Annotated in this window: 16 protein-coding genes; 5 read left to right on the top strand and 11 right to left on the bottom strand. The window is 70.6% G+C overall.

Features of this window, described 5'->3' with window-relative positions:
• Positions 1–18 precede the first annotated feature (18 nt).
• From MM440_RS06020 to MM440_RS06010, 3 genes are read right to left on the bottom strand one after another with little or no spacing between them, the layout of a single operon-like run.
• Entirely contained in the window at positions 19–837 is an 819-nt protein-coding gene (locus tag MM440_RS06020) for an ABC transporter permease (RefSeq protein ID WP_241443433.1), read from the bottom strand.
• Positions 834–1,886: an ABC transporter permease gene (locus tag MM440_RS06015; protein WP_241443432.1), complete on the bottom strand. Its 1,053-nt coding sequence runs from the start codon at positions 1,884–1,886 to the stop codon at positions 834–836. Before MM440_RS06015 ends, MM440_RS06020 begins: the two co-directional genes overlap by 4 nt.
• The gene (locus tag MM440_RS06010) at positions 1,886–3,454 is read right to left on the bottom strand and encodes an ABC transporter substrate-binding protein (RefSeq protein ID WP_241443431.1); all 1,569 of its coding nucleotides are present in this window, start codon (positions 3,452–3,454) and stop codon (positions 1,886–1,888) included. The genes MM440_RS06015 and MM440_RS06010 overlap by 1 nt, the downstream gene beginning before the upstream one ends.
• Positions 3,455–3,600: 146 nt before the next feature.
• Here MM440_RS06010 and MM440_RS06005 point away from each other — a divergent pair, with 146 nt between their 5' ends.
• From MM440_RS06005 to MM440_RS05995, 3 genes are read left to right on the top strand one after another with little or no spacing between them, the layout of a single operon-like run.
• Entirely contained in the window at positions 3,601–3,885 is a 285-nt protein-coding gene (locus MM440_RS06005) for a type II toxin-antitoxin system VapB family antitoxin (protein ID WP_241443430.1), read from the top strand.
• On the top strand, positions 3,882–4,274 hold the full coding sequence (locus MM440_RS06000; RefSeq protein WP_241443429.1) for a type II toxin-antitoxin system VapC family toxin: 393 nt from the start codon (positions 3,882–3,884) through the stop codon (positions 4,272–4,274). The genes MM440_RS06005 and MM440_RS06000 overlap by 4 nt, the downstream gene beginning before the upstream one ends.
• An 8-nt stretch (positions 4,275–4,282) precedes the next feature.
• On the top strand, positions 4,283–4,720 hold the full coding sequence (locus MM440_RS05995) for a VOC family protein (protein ID WP_241443428.1): 438 nt from the start codon (positions 4,283–4,285) through the stop codon (positions 4,718–4,720).
• 27 nt (positions 4,721–4,747) lie between these two features.
• On the opposite strand, the gene MM440_RS05990 is transcribed toward MM440_RS05995, so the two are convergent.
• The 3 genes from MM440_RS05990 to MM440_RS05980 are packed head-to-tail and all read right to left on the bottom strand — an operon-like array spanning position 4,748 to position 8,710.
• A complete protein-coding gene (locus MM440_RS05990; RefSeq protein WP_241443427.1) occupies positions 4,748–5,371 on the bottom strand; it encodes a response regulator in 624 nt (207 codons plus the stop codon).
• Positions 5,368–6,633, bottom strand: coding sequence for a histidine kinase (locus MM440_RS05985; protein ID WP_241443426.1), 1,266 nt, complete (start codon positions 6,631–6,633; stop codon positions 5,368–5,370). The genes MM440_RS05990 and MM440_RS05985 overlap by 4 nt, the downstream gene beginning before the upstream one ends.
• Positions 6,634–6,643: 10 nt before the next feature.
• A complete protein-coding gene (locus tag MM440_RS05980) occupies positions 6,644–8,710 on the bottom strand; it encodes an MMPL family transporter (protein WP_241443425.1) in 2,067 nt (688 codons plus the stop codon).
• Between the two features lie 112 nt (positions 8,711–8,822).
• On the opposite strand from MM440_RS05980, the gene MM440_RS05975 reads away from it, so the two are divergent.
• Positions 8,823–9,185, top strand: a complete 363-nt coding sequence (locus MM440_RS05975) for an ArsR/SmtB family transcription factor (protein ID WP_241443424.1) — start codon at positions 8,823–8,825, stop codon at positions 9,183–9,185.
• A gap of 2 nt (positions 9,186–9,187) precedes the next feature.
• Positions 9,188–9,679: an SRPBCC family protein gene (locus tag MM440_RS05970; protein WP_241443423.1), complete on the top strand. Its 492-nt coding sequence runs from the start codon at positions 9,188–9,190 to the stop codon at positions 9,677–9,679.
• 3 nt (positions 9,680–9,682) lie between these two features.
• Here the strand turns inward: MM440_RS05970 and MM440_RS05965 are convergent, their stop codons facing one another.
• From MM440_RS05965 to MM440_RS05940, 5 genes are all read right to left on the bottom strand, one after another.
• Positions 9,683–10,000, bottom strand: coding sequence for a putative quinol monooxygenase (locus tag MM440_RS05965; protein WP_241443422.1), 318 nt, complete (start codon positions 9,998–10,000; stop codon positions 9,683–9,685).
• A 21-nt stretch (positions 10,001–10,021) separates the two neighbouring features.
• Positions 10,022–10,351 (bottom strand): hypothetical protein, encoded by a 330-nt coding sequence (locus MM440_RS05960; RefSeq protein ID WP_241443421.1) that lies wholly within the window; start codon positions 10,349–10,351, stop codon positions 10,022–10,024.
• 107 nt (positions 10,352–10,458) lie between these two features.
• Positions 10,459–11,280: a Cof-type HAD-IIB family hydrolase gene (locus MM440_RS05955; RefSeq protein WP_241443420.1), complete on the bottom strand. Its 822-nt coding sequence runs from the start codon at positions 11,278–11,280 to the stop codon at positions 10,459–10,461.
• Positions 11,281–11,317: 37 nt separating this feature from the next.
• Complete coding sequence (locus MM440_RS05950; RefSeq protein ID WP_241443418.1) at positions 11,318–12,031, bottom strand: BglG family transcription antiterminator; 714 nt, start codon at positions 12,029–12,031, stop codon at positions 11,318–11,320.
• Between the two features lie 135 nt (positions 12,032–12,166).
• Entirely contained in the window at positions 12,167–13,585 is a 1,419-nt protein-coding gene (locus tag MM440_RS05940) for a glycoside hydrolase family 1 protein (RefSeq protein ID WP_241443417.1), read from the bottom strand.
• Between the last annotated feature and the right edge of the window lie 11 nt (positions 13,586–13,596).

Raw genomic sequence — 13,596 nt, 5'->3', positions numbered from 1 at the left:
CGCACTTCGGTTGTTGAGTCATGAGTCCCCCTGTGCCGCATGGGAGCCGAGGGCGTCGGCGATGAGGTTGGTCCCGATCGTGAAGAGCGCGATGACGAGGACGGGAGCGAGGACGCCCCAGGGCTGCACGAGCAGACCGAGGCGGTTCTCGTTGGTCATCTGGCCCCAGTCCGCAGCGCCCGGGTCGGCGGCGAACCCGAGGAAGCCGATACCGGCGATGAGCCCGATCGAGTAGGTGAGTCGGAGCCCCGCTTCCGCCAGCAGCGGCACGACCAGGTTGGGGCCGAGCTCGGTGGCGACGATCCGCCAGCGCTTCTCGCCGACGGCCTGGGCGGCCGCCACGAAGTCGCGCCTCACGTAGGTCAGGGCGACGCCTCGGGCGACCCGTGCGACGCGAGGGGCATGCGCCAGCCCGACGAACAGCACGATCACCCACCACGACGGCTGGCGCACCGCGCTCAGCACGAGCAGCGCGACGAGGATCTGCGGGAACGCGAGGAGCACGTCGTTGGTGCGCATCAAGAGCTCGTCGACCCAGCCGCCGGCATACGCCGCGAGCACGCCGTAGGTCACGCCCACCACCATGCCGAGCGCCGTCGCGAGGATCGACATGAGCAGGATCGAGCGCCCGCCGTAGAGCACCCGGCTGAGCACGTCCTGGCCCAGATAGTCGGTGCCGAGGAACGAGCCCTCGTGCGTGAACGGTCTACCGACGATGTCGAACTCGCCGTGCGGCGCGAGCAGCGGCCCGAGCACACCGAGCAGGACGACGAGGAGGGTGATGGCGCTACCGATGACGATCTTGGGGTCGCGCGCGAGGCCGGCGAGGCGGTTCATGCCACCATCTCCGTCCGGGCGCGCGGGGTGAGCAGGATCGACAACGCGTCCGCGACCAGGTTGACAACGATGTAGACCGCGGCGATCACCATGGCGAGCGCCTGGACCACCGGGAAGTCGCCGTTGCGGACCGCGTCGACGAGCGCGGCGCCGATGCCGGGGAAGTTGAAGAGGTACTCGACCAGCACGACGCCGCCGACGAGCCAGGCGAGCTGGAGCGCGGACACCTGGACCGTGGGGACCAGGGTGTTGGGCAGCGCGTGACGGCGCAGCACGAGTCGCTCGGGGATGCCCTTGAGCCGCGCCAGCTCGACGTAGTCCGAGTCCATCGTCTCGACGAGGGTGGAGCGCAGGATCCGCGCGAGATAAGGCACCACGGCGATCACCAGGGTGGCGACCGGCAGGATCAGCCCGAGCGGGCGTTGCCAGACCATCGCACCCGCCGGCAGCACCGTGACCGCGGGCAGGATGTGGAAGACGCTGGTCGACAGCAGCGACACGAGCAGGATGCCGGTGACGAACTCCGGGACGCCGGCAAGGGCGAGGGTGACCACCTGAATCGCGTTGTCGATCGGGCCTCCTCGGTGCCGTGCGGCGAGGATCGCGAGGCCGAGCGACAGCGGCACCATGATGAGCGTGACCACCAGGACGAGGAAGGCGCTGTTGGCGACCTTGGCACCGATCAGCTCGCTGACCGGGACGCCGTTGGCGATGGAGGTGCCGAGGTCCCCGCGCAGCAGCCCGGACAGCCAGATCCAGTAGCGCTGGGGCAGCGACTCGTCCAGGTGCATCGCCGCGCGGATCTGCGCGACCCGCTCGGGGCTGACGGCGAAGTCCTTGCCGAGGATCGCGCGGACCGGGTCGCCGAGCGCCGAGGTGGCGACGAAGACGATGAGCGAGACGACCCACAAGGTGAGGACGGCGAGACCAAGTCGCTTGAGGATCCAGCGAGTCCACGCCCGTCCGGCCGATCGCCCCTGGGCGGTGTCGCGGCGGTCCGGCTCGGGCGAGGGGGCCGGTGTGGCTGCGTGGCTGGCTGCGGTCGACATCACTGGTCCTTCACCGTGAACAGGTGGAAGCGGTAGGACGACACGGGTTGCTCGCGGCACGGCACGACGCCGCTGACCTGGCGGGAGTAGCCGTCGACCTGGTTGGCGAACGCCCAGATGATCAGCCCGCCCTCGTCGTACTCGATGCGCTGGGCGTCCTGCAGCAGGGTGCGCCGCCGGGCCGGGTCGGTCTCGCGCCGCGCCGAGGTGATGAGCTCGGTGAACTGCGGGTGGTCGAAGTGAGTCTCGTTGTAGGGCGATGTCTTCAGGGCACACGCGATCGCCTGCGGGAGGTAGAGCCGGGTGGACCAGAAGTCCTGGGCGAAGAGCCACTGGAGGTACTGCGGTCCGTAGAACACGCTGGGGTCGGCCTTCGTGACGCGCACCTGCACGCCGGCCTTGGCCGCCTGCTGCACCAGCAGGTTGGCCGACTCGACGCCGCCGGAGCCGACCGCAGGCGAGGTGACCAGCTCGACCTGGAGGTCCTCGTGGCCGGCGGCCTTGAGTAGGTGCTTGGCCTGGGCGATGTCCTGATGACGCTGCGGCAGCTCCGTGCCGAGGTAGTCCGGGTCGAACGGCCCGTAGAGGTCGTTGCCGACGCGCCCGAACCCCGAGAGCGCCTGGTCGATGAGCTGCTGGCGGTCGACGATCAGCCGCATCGCCTGGCGGACTCGCTTGTCCGAGAACGGTTTTTGATCCACGCGCATGGTGAACGGCACCCAGCCGCCGGTCTCGGACACGAGCGCGTGGGCGCCCTGCTGCCCGATGGCCGAGGCGAGATAGGGCGGCAGGTTGTCGATCGTGTGCACCTGCCCGGCGAGCAGCGCTGACACCTTGGCGGCGTCGTCGCCGAAGTCGAGGATCAGCAGCGAGTCGACCTTGGCCTTGTGGTCCCAGTAGCCGTCGTGCCGGACGAAGTGGCTGCGCTGGCCGGGCAGGAAGCTCTCGTAGCGGAACGGACCGGTGCCGATGGGATGCTTGACGTCGAAGTCGCGCGGCACGACGCCGAGCGAGTAGGACGCGAGCACCTGGTCGAGGATGCTGTGCGGCACCTTGAGCTTGATCCGGTAGGTCTTGTCGTCGAGCGCCTTGCTCGCGGCGAGGTCTACGGTCGGGGCGATGTCGGAGAACAGCGCGGCCGGGTTCTTGGGGTCGGCCATCCGCTCGATCGACGCCTTCACGTCGTCGGCGGTGAGCGGTCTGCCGTCGTGGAAGGTCACGCCCTCGCGCAGGTGGAACGTCCACTCGGTCGCGTCGGCGTTGTGCTCGACCGCCGTCGCCAGCGACGGCTCGATCGTGTAGTCCGGGGTGAACCGCAGCAGCGGCTCGTAGAGGCTGCGGACGCGCGCGATGTCGGGCATGGTCACCGGGAAATGCGGGTCCAGGGTGTCCTTCAGTCCGCCGCCCGTGGCGCCGTGGATGAGCTGTGAGGTGATGGCGTCCGAGGACGCCGAGCAGCCGGCCAGCGACGCGGTCGCGCCGCCCAGGGCCACGGCAGCGCCGAGCTGGAGTGCCTGCCGACGAGTCAGCGGCGGCCCTGCGGATCTACCTCCGGTGTGTGCGGACATCAGTTGAACCCTCCCCGATGAGGTTGGCCCCACTGTAGTGGCAGGTGGCGGCACAGCCTCGGCCGGGTGCAACGATCTGCCTCCGCGCGCCCGGCGGCCAATGGTCCGTTACACCATGGCACCGTATCGAGGTGTAACGTCTACCCATGGCCCTCAACATCAAGAACGATCACGTCTGCGAGCTCGCGCGGCGGGCGGCCGAGCGCACCGGTCTCACGCAGGTGAGCGTGCTGGAGAGGGCGCTGGAGCAGTACCTCGAGGTGCTGGACAGCGCCGCTGCCGCGCCCGACGAGGACGAGGCGGAACGGCGGCGACGGGGTGAGGCCCGGGTGCTGCTCGGTGAGCTCCGGACGCGGCTGACCGACGAGGACCGCGCCGCGATCCGTCAGGGCGCGGAGGGGCTCTACGACGAGGCGGGCCTTTCGCGATGATCGTCGACACGTCGGCGCTGGTCGCCGTCCTGCTGGAGGAGCCCGGGAGCGAGCGCGTGGAGGCGGCGCTCTTCGAGGCGCAGGACCTGGCGATGTCGGCCGGGACGTTGCTCGAGTGCAGCATCGTCCTGCAGCGACGACTGCCGCCGGCGCAGTGGCGGCGGCTGACCCGGCTGCTCGACCTGCTCGGCGTGGTCGTGGAACCGGTCACCGCCGAGCAGGCGGAGGTGGGTCGGTTGGCCTACCAGCAGTTCGGGCCGGGCAGCGGCAGCGGGGCCCGACTGAACGTGGGGGACTGCTTCGCCTACGCCCTGGCCGCGGTCACCGGGCGCCCGCTGCTCTTTGTGGGCGAGGACTTCAACCACACCGACCTGTTGCCGGCGATCTAGGAGCGAGCATGCCCATCACCTTCGAGAACGTCGGGATCGCCGTCCGTGATCTCGAGGAGGCCATCGCCTTCTTCACCGACCTCGGCCTGAGCGTCGTGGGCCGCGACACGATCAGCGGGGAGTGGGCCGACACCGCGGTCGGGCTCGACGGCAACCACGCGAAGATCGCGGTGCTGCAGACCCCCGACGGCAACGCCTGCCTCGAGCTGTTCGAGTATCTCCACCCCCACGCGATCGAGACGAGCCCGACCCGGCCGCACGAGATCGGTATGCACCGCGTCGCGTTCTCGGTGGACGACATCGACGAGTCCCTCGCCATCGCCGCCCAGCACGGTTGCCAACCCATGCGCGGCGTCGCGACCTACGGGGAGGTCTACAAGCTCACCTATCTGCGGGGGCCCAGCGGGATCCTGGTGATGCTGGCCCAGGATCTCACCAAGAGCTGACTCCCGCCGACCCCCAGACTCCTCGGCTCAGTCGATCAGCCCCGCCGCCCGGGCCGCGGCCACGGCGGCGGTGCGCGAGTCGACGCCGAGCTTGCTGAAGACGTGGATGAGGTGCGACTTCACGGTGGCCTCGCTGACGAACAGGCGCGCCGCGGTGTCCCGGTTGGACAGGCCCTGAGCGACCAGCCGCAGCACGTCCAGCTCGCGCGCACTGAGCCCGGCGGTGCGGTTGCGCATGGTGTGGATGACCCGCTCGGTCAGGTCCGGCGACAGGATCGTCTCGCCGGCCGCGGCCTGGGTCACCGCTGCGGCGATCTCTGCGGGGGCCGCGTCCTTGAGCAGGTAGCCCGCGGCGCCCGCCTCGACGGCGCGCACGATGTCGACGTCGTGGTCGTAGGTCGTGAGGATGACCACCGCCGGGGACGCCGCGAGGCCGGCGAGCGCGCGGGTCACGGCGACCCCGTCCATCCCCGCGCCGAGCCGCAGGTCGCAGAGCACCACCTCGGGCGCGGTCTGTGCGGCCAGCTGCACCGCCTCCTCGCCGCTGGCCGACTCGCCGACGATCTCCAGGTCGGGCTGGGCGCCGAGCAGCGCCACCAGGCCGGAGCGCACCACCGGGTGGTCGTCCACGATCAGGACCCGAACGGTCATCGGTGATCCTCCTCGTGGTCGACGGGGTGGCTCGAGAATGCTTGCGTGAGAGGCACATACGCCGAGAGCGCCGTGCCCGACCCGGCCTGGCTCTCGATCTCGAGACCACCACCGAGCTCGCGCAGCCGTGCACGCGACGAGCGCAGTCCGTAGCCCCCGAGCTCCGGTGCGCTCGGCGCCGCCCTCGCCCACGCGGCGGCGTCGAACCCCCGGCCGTCGTCGACCACGTCGAGTCGGACGCTGTCGTCGGACTCGGTGAGCGTGACGACGACGTGCCGCGCGGCGGAGTGCTCGCGCACGTTGGCGAGGGCGCCCTGGGCAGCGCGCAGGAGGGCTACCTCGACGACCGTGGGCAGGGACGCGAGGTCGCCCTCCACCCGCAGCTCGGTAGCCACACCGGTCTCGTCCGCCTGCGCGTCCAGGATCCGGCGCAGCGCGGAGGCGAGCCCGCTGCCCTCGAGCTGCTGGGGCGCCAGCGCGCCCACGACGCGGCGGGCCTCGACCAGGTTGTCGGAGGCCGTGGCCTCAATCTGCGCGAGCAGCTCGGCCCGCCGATCGGCGTCGGCGACGGCACCGGCGCGAGCCAGCAGCAGGATGGACGAGAAGCCCTGCGCGAGCGTGTCGTGGATGTCCCGCGAGAGGCGCGTGCGCTCCGCGAGGATGCCGGACTCCCTTTGCGCAGAGGCGAGCTCGGCGTGCAGCAGCTCGGACTCGGCCTGCGCGCGGACCAGCGACTCGACCAGCCGGCGGCGCTCGATGTTCTCCCGGACCAGGCGCTGCTGACCGCGCGAGAGCGCCAGCGCGAATGCCGCACCCACCGCCGGCCCGATGATCCCGGCCGCACCGGGTGGCGCCCCGAGCGCGTGCCACGGCGCCGCGACGACGACGCCGAGGACCGCGAGACTGAAGGGGAGGGCTACCCGCGTCGTCATGAGGTGACCCGCGAGCAGCCACAGGCTGAAGGCCAGCCAGACGAGCTCGTGCGAGATCAGCACCAGGGCGACCCAGACGAGGGCGAGTCCGAGGAGGAACCAGGCGCCCAAGGCGGGGCGGGGCGCGGACGGCTGGTCCTGGGCGCGGCGCCCGAGCCGCGCGCCGGCGGCGTACCAGCCGACCAGCGCGAGCGTGGCGAGCAGGAGGGGCACGGTGGCAGCGCCGTCCTGCACCGCCCGCACCAGACCGATGACGAGCAGCAGGGCGAAGAGGACGTGCTGGACCGCAGTCATCGAGGAGACGACACGACCGGCGCGAGCGGGATGCACGAGCACGACGCTACTGCGCCGGGTGCGGCTGACGGGACAGGCGAGGTGCGCCACCGGGCCACCAGATGCGGTCGCCGAGCACCGCGAACACCGCTGGCACGACGATCGTGCGCACGACGAAGGTGTCGATCAGCACGCCGAGCCCGACGATCAGACCGAGCTGGCCGAGTGTCACGAGCGGCAGCACACCGAGAGCGGCGAAGACCGCGGCCAGCACGATCCCGGCCGACGTGATCACCCCACCGGTCGCGGCGACCGCGCGGACCATGCCGTCGCGCGTGCCGTGGTCGCGAGCCTCGGAGCGAGCCCGATGCACCAGGAAGATCGTGTAGTCGATGCCGAGCGCCACGAGGAAGAGGAAGGCGAGCAGCGGCACGGGCTTGTCCAGCGCCTCGAACCCGAAGAACGTGCGGCCGACCCAGGCGCCGGCCCCGAGAGCGGCGAGCGAGCTGAGGCAGTTGATGGTGAGCAGCAGCACCGGCGCGACGAGCGAACGCAGCAGGACGGCCAGGGTCAGGCCGCTGACGGCGAGCACGAGCGGGGCGACGAGCAGCAGGTCGTGGTCGGCGCCCGCACGGCTGTCCACGTCGGTCGCCTGGCTGCCGCCGACGAGCGCCTGGCCGGATGAGGCCGCGTGCGCCGCGGTCCGCGCGTCGGCGACGAGCGCACGGCCCGCTGCCGTGCCCGGCGCTGGGGTGCCCGTGACGCTGATCGTCGTCCACGACCGTCCGTCGACCTCACCCGCGGCGCCGGGGCGCACGGAGGCCACCCCGGGCGTGCTGCGCAGAGCCGAGGCGACCTCGGTCGCGCTTGCGGTGGGCGTCAGCACCTGGAGCGGCGCAGCCTCACCCGCGGGGAAGTGCGCGGCGAGCGTCTCCAGCCCGGCCGCGGACTCGCTCGGCACCCGGAACTTCTCGGTCTGGCTCAGTCCGACGCTGGTGCCGACCAGGCCGGTGACCATGAGGGCCAGTCCCGCGAGGGCAACACCGAGGACCGTGGCCGGTCGACGCACCACGCCGCGGGCTACCCGGCCGAAGAGGTTGGTGCGCAACGCCGTTGGGCTGGATTCGTCGAAGCGTGGCACGAACGGCCAGAAGATCCCTCGGCCGCAGAGCACGAGCACCGCTGGGAGAGCGACGAGCACGGCCACCAGCGCGATGAGTAGACCGACCGCGGACGTCACGCCGAGGCCGCGCGTCCCCGGGATGACGGCGAACGTCAGGGTGAGCAGGGCCAGCACCACGGTGAGGTTGCTCGCGACGATGGCGGGCAGCGACTCGCGCCAGGCGATGCGCATCGCGGTGCGGTGGTCGGGGTGGCGGTGCAGCTCCTCGCGGTAGCGGGAGACGAGCAGCAGCGCGTAGTTCGTGCCGGCGCCGAAGACGAGGACGCTCACGATGCCGGAGTCGAACTCCAGCGACCAGGCGGTGCCGAGCGCCGCGGTGACCTTCGCGGCCACCTGGTCGGCGATGCCGACGACGGTCAGCGGCGCCAGCCAGAGGATCGGGGAGCGGTAGGTGAGGAGCAGCAGCAGCGCGACGATCCCGACCGTGACGAGCAGCAACCGCAGGTCCGCGCCGTCGAACGCCGACGCGATGTCTACGCCGAACGCCGGACCGCCGGTGACCTGCACGTCGACACCCGCGGGCGCGTCCGCCGCGACGGCGGCACGCACGCTCTTGACGACCGAGCTGGCTTGGCTGGAGCCGCCGCTCACCTCGACGGGCACCATGACGGTGGCCGCCTTGCCGTCCTTCGAGCCGATCGCGGGCGAGGCGCCGTGGCCGGTCCCCGCACCGACCTCGCGACCGAGCGTGGTCAGCTGGGACAGCTCGGTCGGGGTCAGGGGACCACCGTCCGCACGGGTGGCGACGAGCACCAACGTCTGCACGTCGTGGCCCGGCAGCCGGGCGGCCAGCGCGTCGGCGCGGGCGGACTCGGACGCCACGGGCGCCCCCGACCCGCGCGGTGGCGGGGTCGCGTCCGAGAACGCCGCCATGGTCCCGCCCGCGACGAGCAGGGAGAGCAGCAGCACGAGGGCGGCGATCCGCCGGGTGAAGAGCGTGGTGGTGGGCATGGTTCTACGGTCCTCGCGGACGCCGATCGATCCCACCGGCCGACCTCCACCTTTCGGTGGATTCTCGGCAGGGTCTTGACAACGTACAACCAAGTAGTTGTATGTTCGACTCATGAACGAGAGCAGCGAGGACCGGGCCGACGCCCTCTTCCACGCTCTCTCCGACCGGACCCGGCGTGACATCCTGCGCCGCGTCCTCGCCGGGGAGCACTCGGTCAGCACGCTCGCGGCGCGCTATGACATGAGCTTCGCCGCGGTCCAGAAGCACGTCGCCGTGCTCGAGCGAGCCGGCCTGCTGACCAAGCGACGTCAAGGTCGCGAGCAGCTGGCCAGCGGCGACGTCGCGGCGGTGCGCTCGGTCGCGTCGATGCTCGACGAGCTCGAGGCCGTCTGGCGCGGTCGCATCGATCGCATCGATCTGCTTCTGTCCCAAGACAATCCAGACGACCCAGAGATCACCCCGAAAGGATCATGACCGTGCCTGTCATCGACATCACCAAGGACCTGGACGCCCGCGAGATCACCATCACGGCCGAGTTCGCCGCGCCCGTGGAGCGGGTGTGGGCGCTCTACGCCGACCCGCGCCAGCTCGAGCAGGTCTGGGGCCCGCCCTCGCACCCCGCGACCTTCGCTGAGCACGACCTCGCACCCGGCTCGCGCAGCCTCTACTACATGACCGGCCCTGCGGGAGAGCGCTTCTCGGGCTGGTGGCAGATCAAGGAGGTCGACGAGCCGCGCTCGTTCACCTTCGACGACGGCTTCGCCCACGACGACTTCACCCCCAACGAGGACCTTCCGGTCTCGCACAACGTCTACCGCTTCGAGGCGGTCGACGGTGGCACCCGCCTGACGAGCAGCACGGTCTACGACTCGGCGGAGGCGCTGCAGACCGTCCTCGACATGGGCATGGAGGAGGGAGCGACGTTGGCCATCAACCAGATCGACGAGTTCCTCGCCAAGTCGGCCTGAGTCTCAGACCTCGAACTCGCTCAGCTCGTCCCAGTGGTCGCCGTCCATCCGCACGTTGCGCACCTTGGGCGTGCTGGTGAGGTACTGCGGCAGCTCGTCCTGAGCCTCGCGGAAGTGCGGCGACGTGACGTGCGCCTCCGCGGCGTCGTCCTTGAACGCCTCGATCAGCACGAACTCGGTCGGGTCGTCGACGCTGCGGGACCACTGGAAGAAGAGGTTGCCCGGCTCGGCCCGGGTGGCCTCGGTGAAGTCCCGCGTCAGCTCGACCCACCGGTCGGCGAACTCCGGCTTCACGGGCCACTTCACGCAGATGAAGATCATGACGTCCTCCTCGAGTCGAGGCTAACGGTAGTAGACGGTGGCGCCGACTCCGGTCACGTAGGCGCTGCCGCAGCTGGCGGTCGCGCGCGACCCGTCCTTGGTCCAGGGCGACGACACCCAGTAGGAGCCGCCCTGTCCGGCGCTGTACCAGGAGCACTGCACCTCGAAGCGGTAGATCGTGCCGGCCGGGTTGCACACCACGGACAGGCTGCGCTGGTCGGAGGTCATCGTGCGGCTCGAGCAGTTGTAGATGCTGGCCTTGCCGTCCGCGCTCGCGGCTGGTGCGGTGATCACCGGCACGGCCAGCGCGGCGGCGAGGGCGGCGGCGGACGAGATGAGGCGTCGCTTCATGATTTCCCCTTGCGTCAGGCGCGATCCCCCGATCGCGCGGACGCCCACCGTAGACCGAGAGGGATGGGCCATGCGTGTCGGGTCACCCTGGTGGACCTATCGGGCCATCAGGCCAGCACGCGCTCCAGCACCAGGGCGATGCCGTCGTCCTGGTGCGAGGCGGTGACCTCGTCGGCCGCGGCGAGGGCGTTGGGAGTCGCGTTGCCCATCGCCACCCCGTGCCCGGCGGCGGCCAGCATGGTGAGGTCGTTCTCGTTGTCCCCGAACGCGATCGACGCCGACAGCGGGACACCCAGCGCGGCGCAGGCACTCTCGAGGGCCCGTCCCTTGTGCGAGCCCTTCGCGGTGAGCTCGAGGTAGATCGGGGCCGACCGCGCAAGCTCGCCGAGCCCGTCGAGGCGCTGCCGGACCACCGGCTCGACCTCGACCATGGCCTCGGCGGAGGTGCTCATCAGGATCTTCAGCGGATCGAGGTCCAGCTCGGCGAGGTCTGGGACGATCCGCAGCTCCATGCCGTTGGCCTTCGCCTCGCCGGGCACGTTGACGCCCTCCGGGTCGTTCGCGTAGAGCACCGGGCCGTCGTCGATCATCAGCGCGACCGGCAGGTCGCTCACCGTCCGGTAGACCTCGTCCGCAACGTCCTTGCCGAGCGTCACCTCGCCGAGCACCTCGCCGGTGTCGGCCCGGAGTACCCGAGATCCGTTGCAGGGAGCCAGGATCAGCCCGTCGGTGTCCAGCTCCAGACGCTCGGCGAGGTGGCGCAGCCCGGCCTCCGGGCGGCCGGACGCCAGCATCATCACCAGGCCCGACGCTCGGGCCGCGTCGATCGCCGCCCGGGTCCGCGGCGAGATCGTCCCCTCGCGGGTGAGCAGGGTGCCGTCGATGTCGAAGGCCATCAGGGCGTACGGACCGGTGCGGGGCGTGGGCACGGGATTCCTCTCGGGGCGGTGGGGAGCTGAGGGGGGATCAGCCGTCGCGGTCCGGCGTGGTGAGCCGGGCGACGTGCATCGTCAGGTAGGTGACCTCGTCCTCGCTCACGGGATGGTCGAGGCGCAGCTCGAGGACGGCGCGCAGGCGCAACGCGCACGCACACGCCTCCGGGTAGGCCGTGCGCATGGCGGTGCCGAACGCGAGCTGCCCGTCGTGCAGCTGGCGTCCGGTGCGCGCCCGGACGAAGAAGTAGCGCAGGTGGGTGATGAACCGCGCCGCGTTGACGTCGGACGTGTCGAACGACCGGCCGTAGGTCTGCTCGACGACCTCGAAGAGCTGACCCAGCACGCCGGTCATGGTGTAGGTCAACGACAGGTCGCCCGTGGCGAAGCCGGCGTTGACCAGGTGCAGGGCGATCGGCACCGCCTCGGCGCTCGGCAGCTGCGGCGTGTGCTGGGCGTCGAGCCGGCGGTTGACCACCGCGAGGATGCGTCGGGCCCGCGCCAGCTCGTCGGGATACAGGTGCGCCACCTCGGCCTGCAGCGGGTACTCCAGCTGCAGGCCCCGCCGGTGCCGCTTGATCGCAAAGCTGAGGTGGTCGGCGAGCGCGACGAGCGTCCTGGACCCGGCGGCGTCCCCGACCTCGGCGAGCGCCTCCTGCGCGAGTGCGATGTGCTCGGGCGGGATCTCGGCGAGCAGCGCACCGAGCGCGCCGGGCTCGCGACCGTCCGTCGGGGCGAAGGTCTGCACGATCTTGGCCGGGTCGACCTGCTGACCGGGGCGGGCTGGAAGCCCAGCCCGCGCCCGGTCAGCACAACCTCGCCGCCACCGGCATCCTGCGCCAGCACGACGTTGTTGTTGAAGACGCGCACGACCTTCACGGGGTCAGGCGAGGTTGGCGCCGTTGCTGGCGATGACGTCCCTGTACCAGTCGAACGACTTCTTGCGGTAGCGCTCGAGCGTCCCGTTGCCGTCGTTGTCCCGGTCGACGTAGATGAAGCCGTAGCGCTTCTTCAGCTCGGCGGTCGACGCGCTGACCAGGTCGATGCAGCCCCACGAGGTGTAGCCGAGGAGGTCTACCCCGTCTGCGATCGCCTCGCGCACCTGGACCAGGTGGTCGTTGAGATAGTCGATGCGGTAGTCGTCGACGACCGTCTCGATCCCGTCGACCTCGACGAGCTCGTCGACCGCACCAAGACCGTTCTCGACGATGAACAGCGGCTTCTGCCAACGCTCCCAGTAGTCGTTGAGCACGATCCGCAGACCGACCGGGTCGATCGTCCAACCCCACTCGGAGGCCTTCAGCACCGGGTTCTGCACCCCGCCGAAGATGTTGCCGCCGCCCTCGGTGCGCTTCGCCGGGTCGGCGGTCTCGCACAGGCTCGAGTAGTAGCTGAACGACACGAAATCGACGGTGTTGCGCAGGATCTCGTGATCCTCGTCGGTGATGTCGAGCTCGACGCCCGCCTCGCGCAGGGTGCGCAGGAGGTAGCCCGGGTACTCGCCGCGGCAGTGGATGTCGCCGAACGCGTAGTTGGCATGCTCCGCCTCCTTGGCGGCGAGCACGTCCTCCGGGTCGGGGGTGAGCGGGTAGGTCGGCATCGCCAGGATCATGCAGCCGACCTGGGCCCCGGGGACCATCTCGTGCGCCATCTTGGTGACGAGCGCCGACGCGACGAGCTCGTGGTGGATCGCCTGGTAGAGGTCCTGCTTGCTCAGCTGCTCCGGCGGCGTGGCGATGGCGCCGGACATGAACGGCGCGTGCAGCACCGAGTTGATCTCGTTGAACGTCAGCCAGTACTTCACGCGAGATCCGTAGCGCTCGAACAGGGTTCGCGCGAACCTCTCGTAGAACCCGATCAGCTCGCGGCTCGCCCACCCGTTGTAGGTGCGGGCCAGGTGCAGCGGCGTCTCGTAGTGGGAGATGGTGACGAGCGGCTCGATGCCGTGCTTCTCGAGCTCGTCGAGCACCCGGTCGTAGAACGCGAGGCCCTCCTCGTTGGGCGTCTCCTCGTCCCCGTTGGGGAAGATCCGGCTCCACGCGATCGAGAACCGGAAGACCGTGAAGCCCATCTCGGCGAAGAGCGCGATGTCCTCGGCGTAGCGGTGGTAGAAGTCGATGCCCACCTGCTTGAGGTTGTCCGGCGTGGGGCCCTCCACCGGCGGGGCCATGATCCCCTTCGGCATGACGTCCTGGATGGACAGGCCCTTGCCGTCCTCGTCGTAGGCGCCCTCGAGCTGGTTGGCCGCGGTGGCGCCGCCCCAGAGGAAGCCCTCGGGGAACGTCGTGGTGGTGTCGGTCATGTCTCTCCTCG

This window comes from Arsenicicoccus piscis (assembly GCF_022568835.1).
GTDB lineage: Bacteria > Actinomycetota > Actinomycetes > Actinomycetales > Dermatophilaceae > Arsenicicoccus > Arsenicicoccus piscis.
This window is presented reverse-complemented; position numbering and strand designations above follow the sequence as displayed.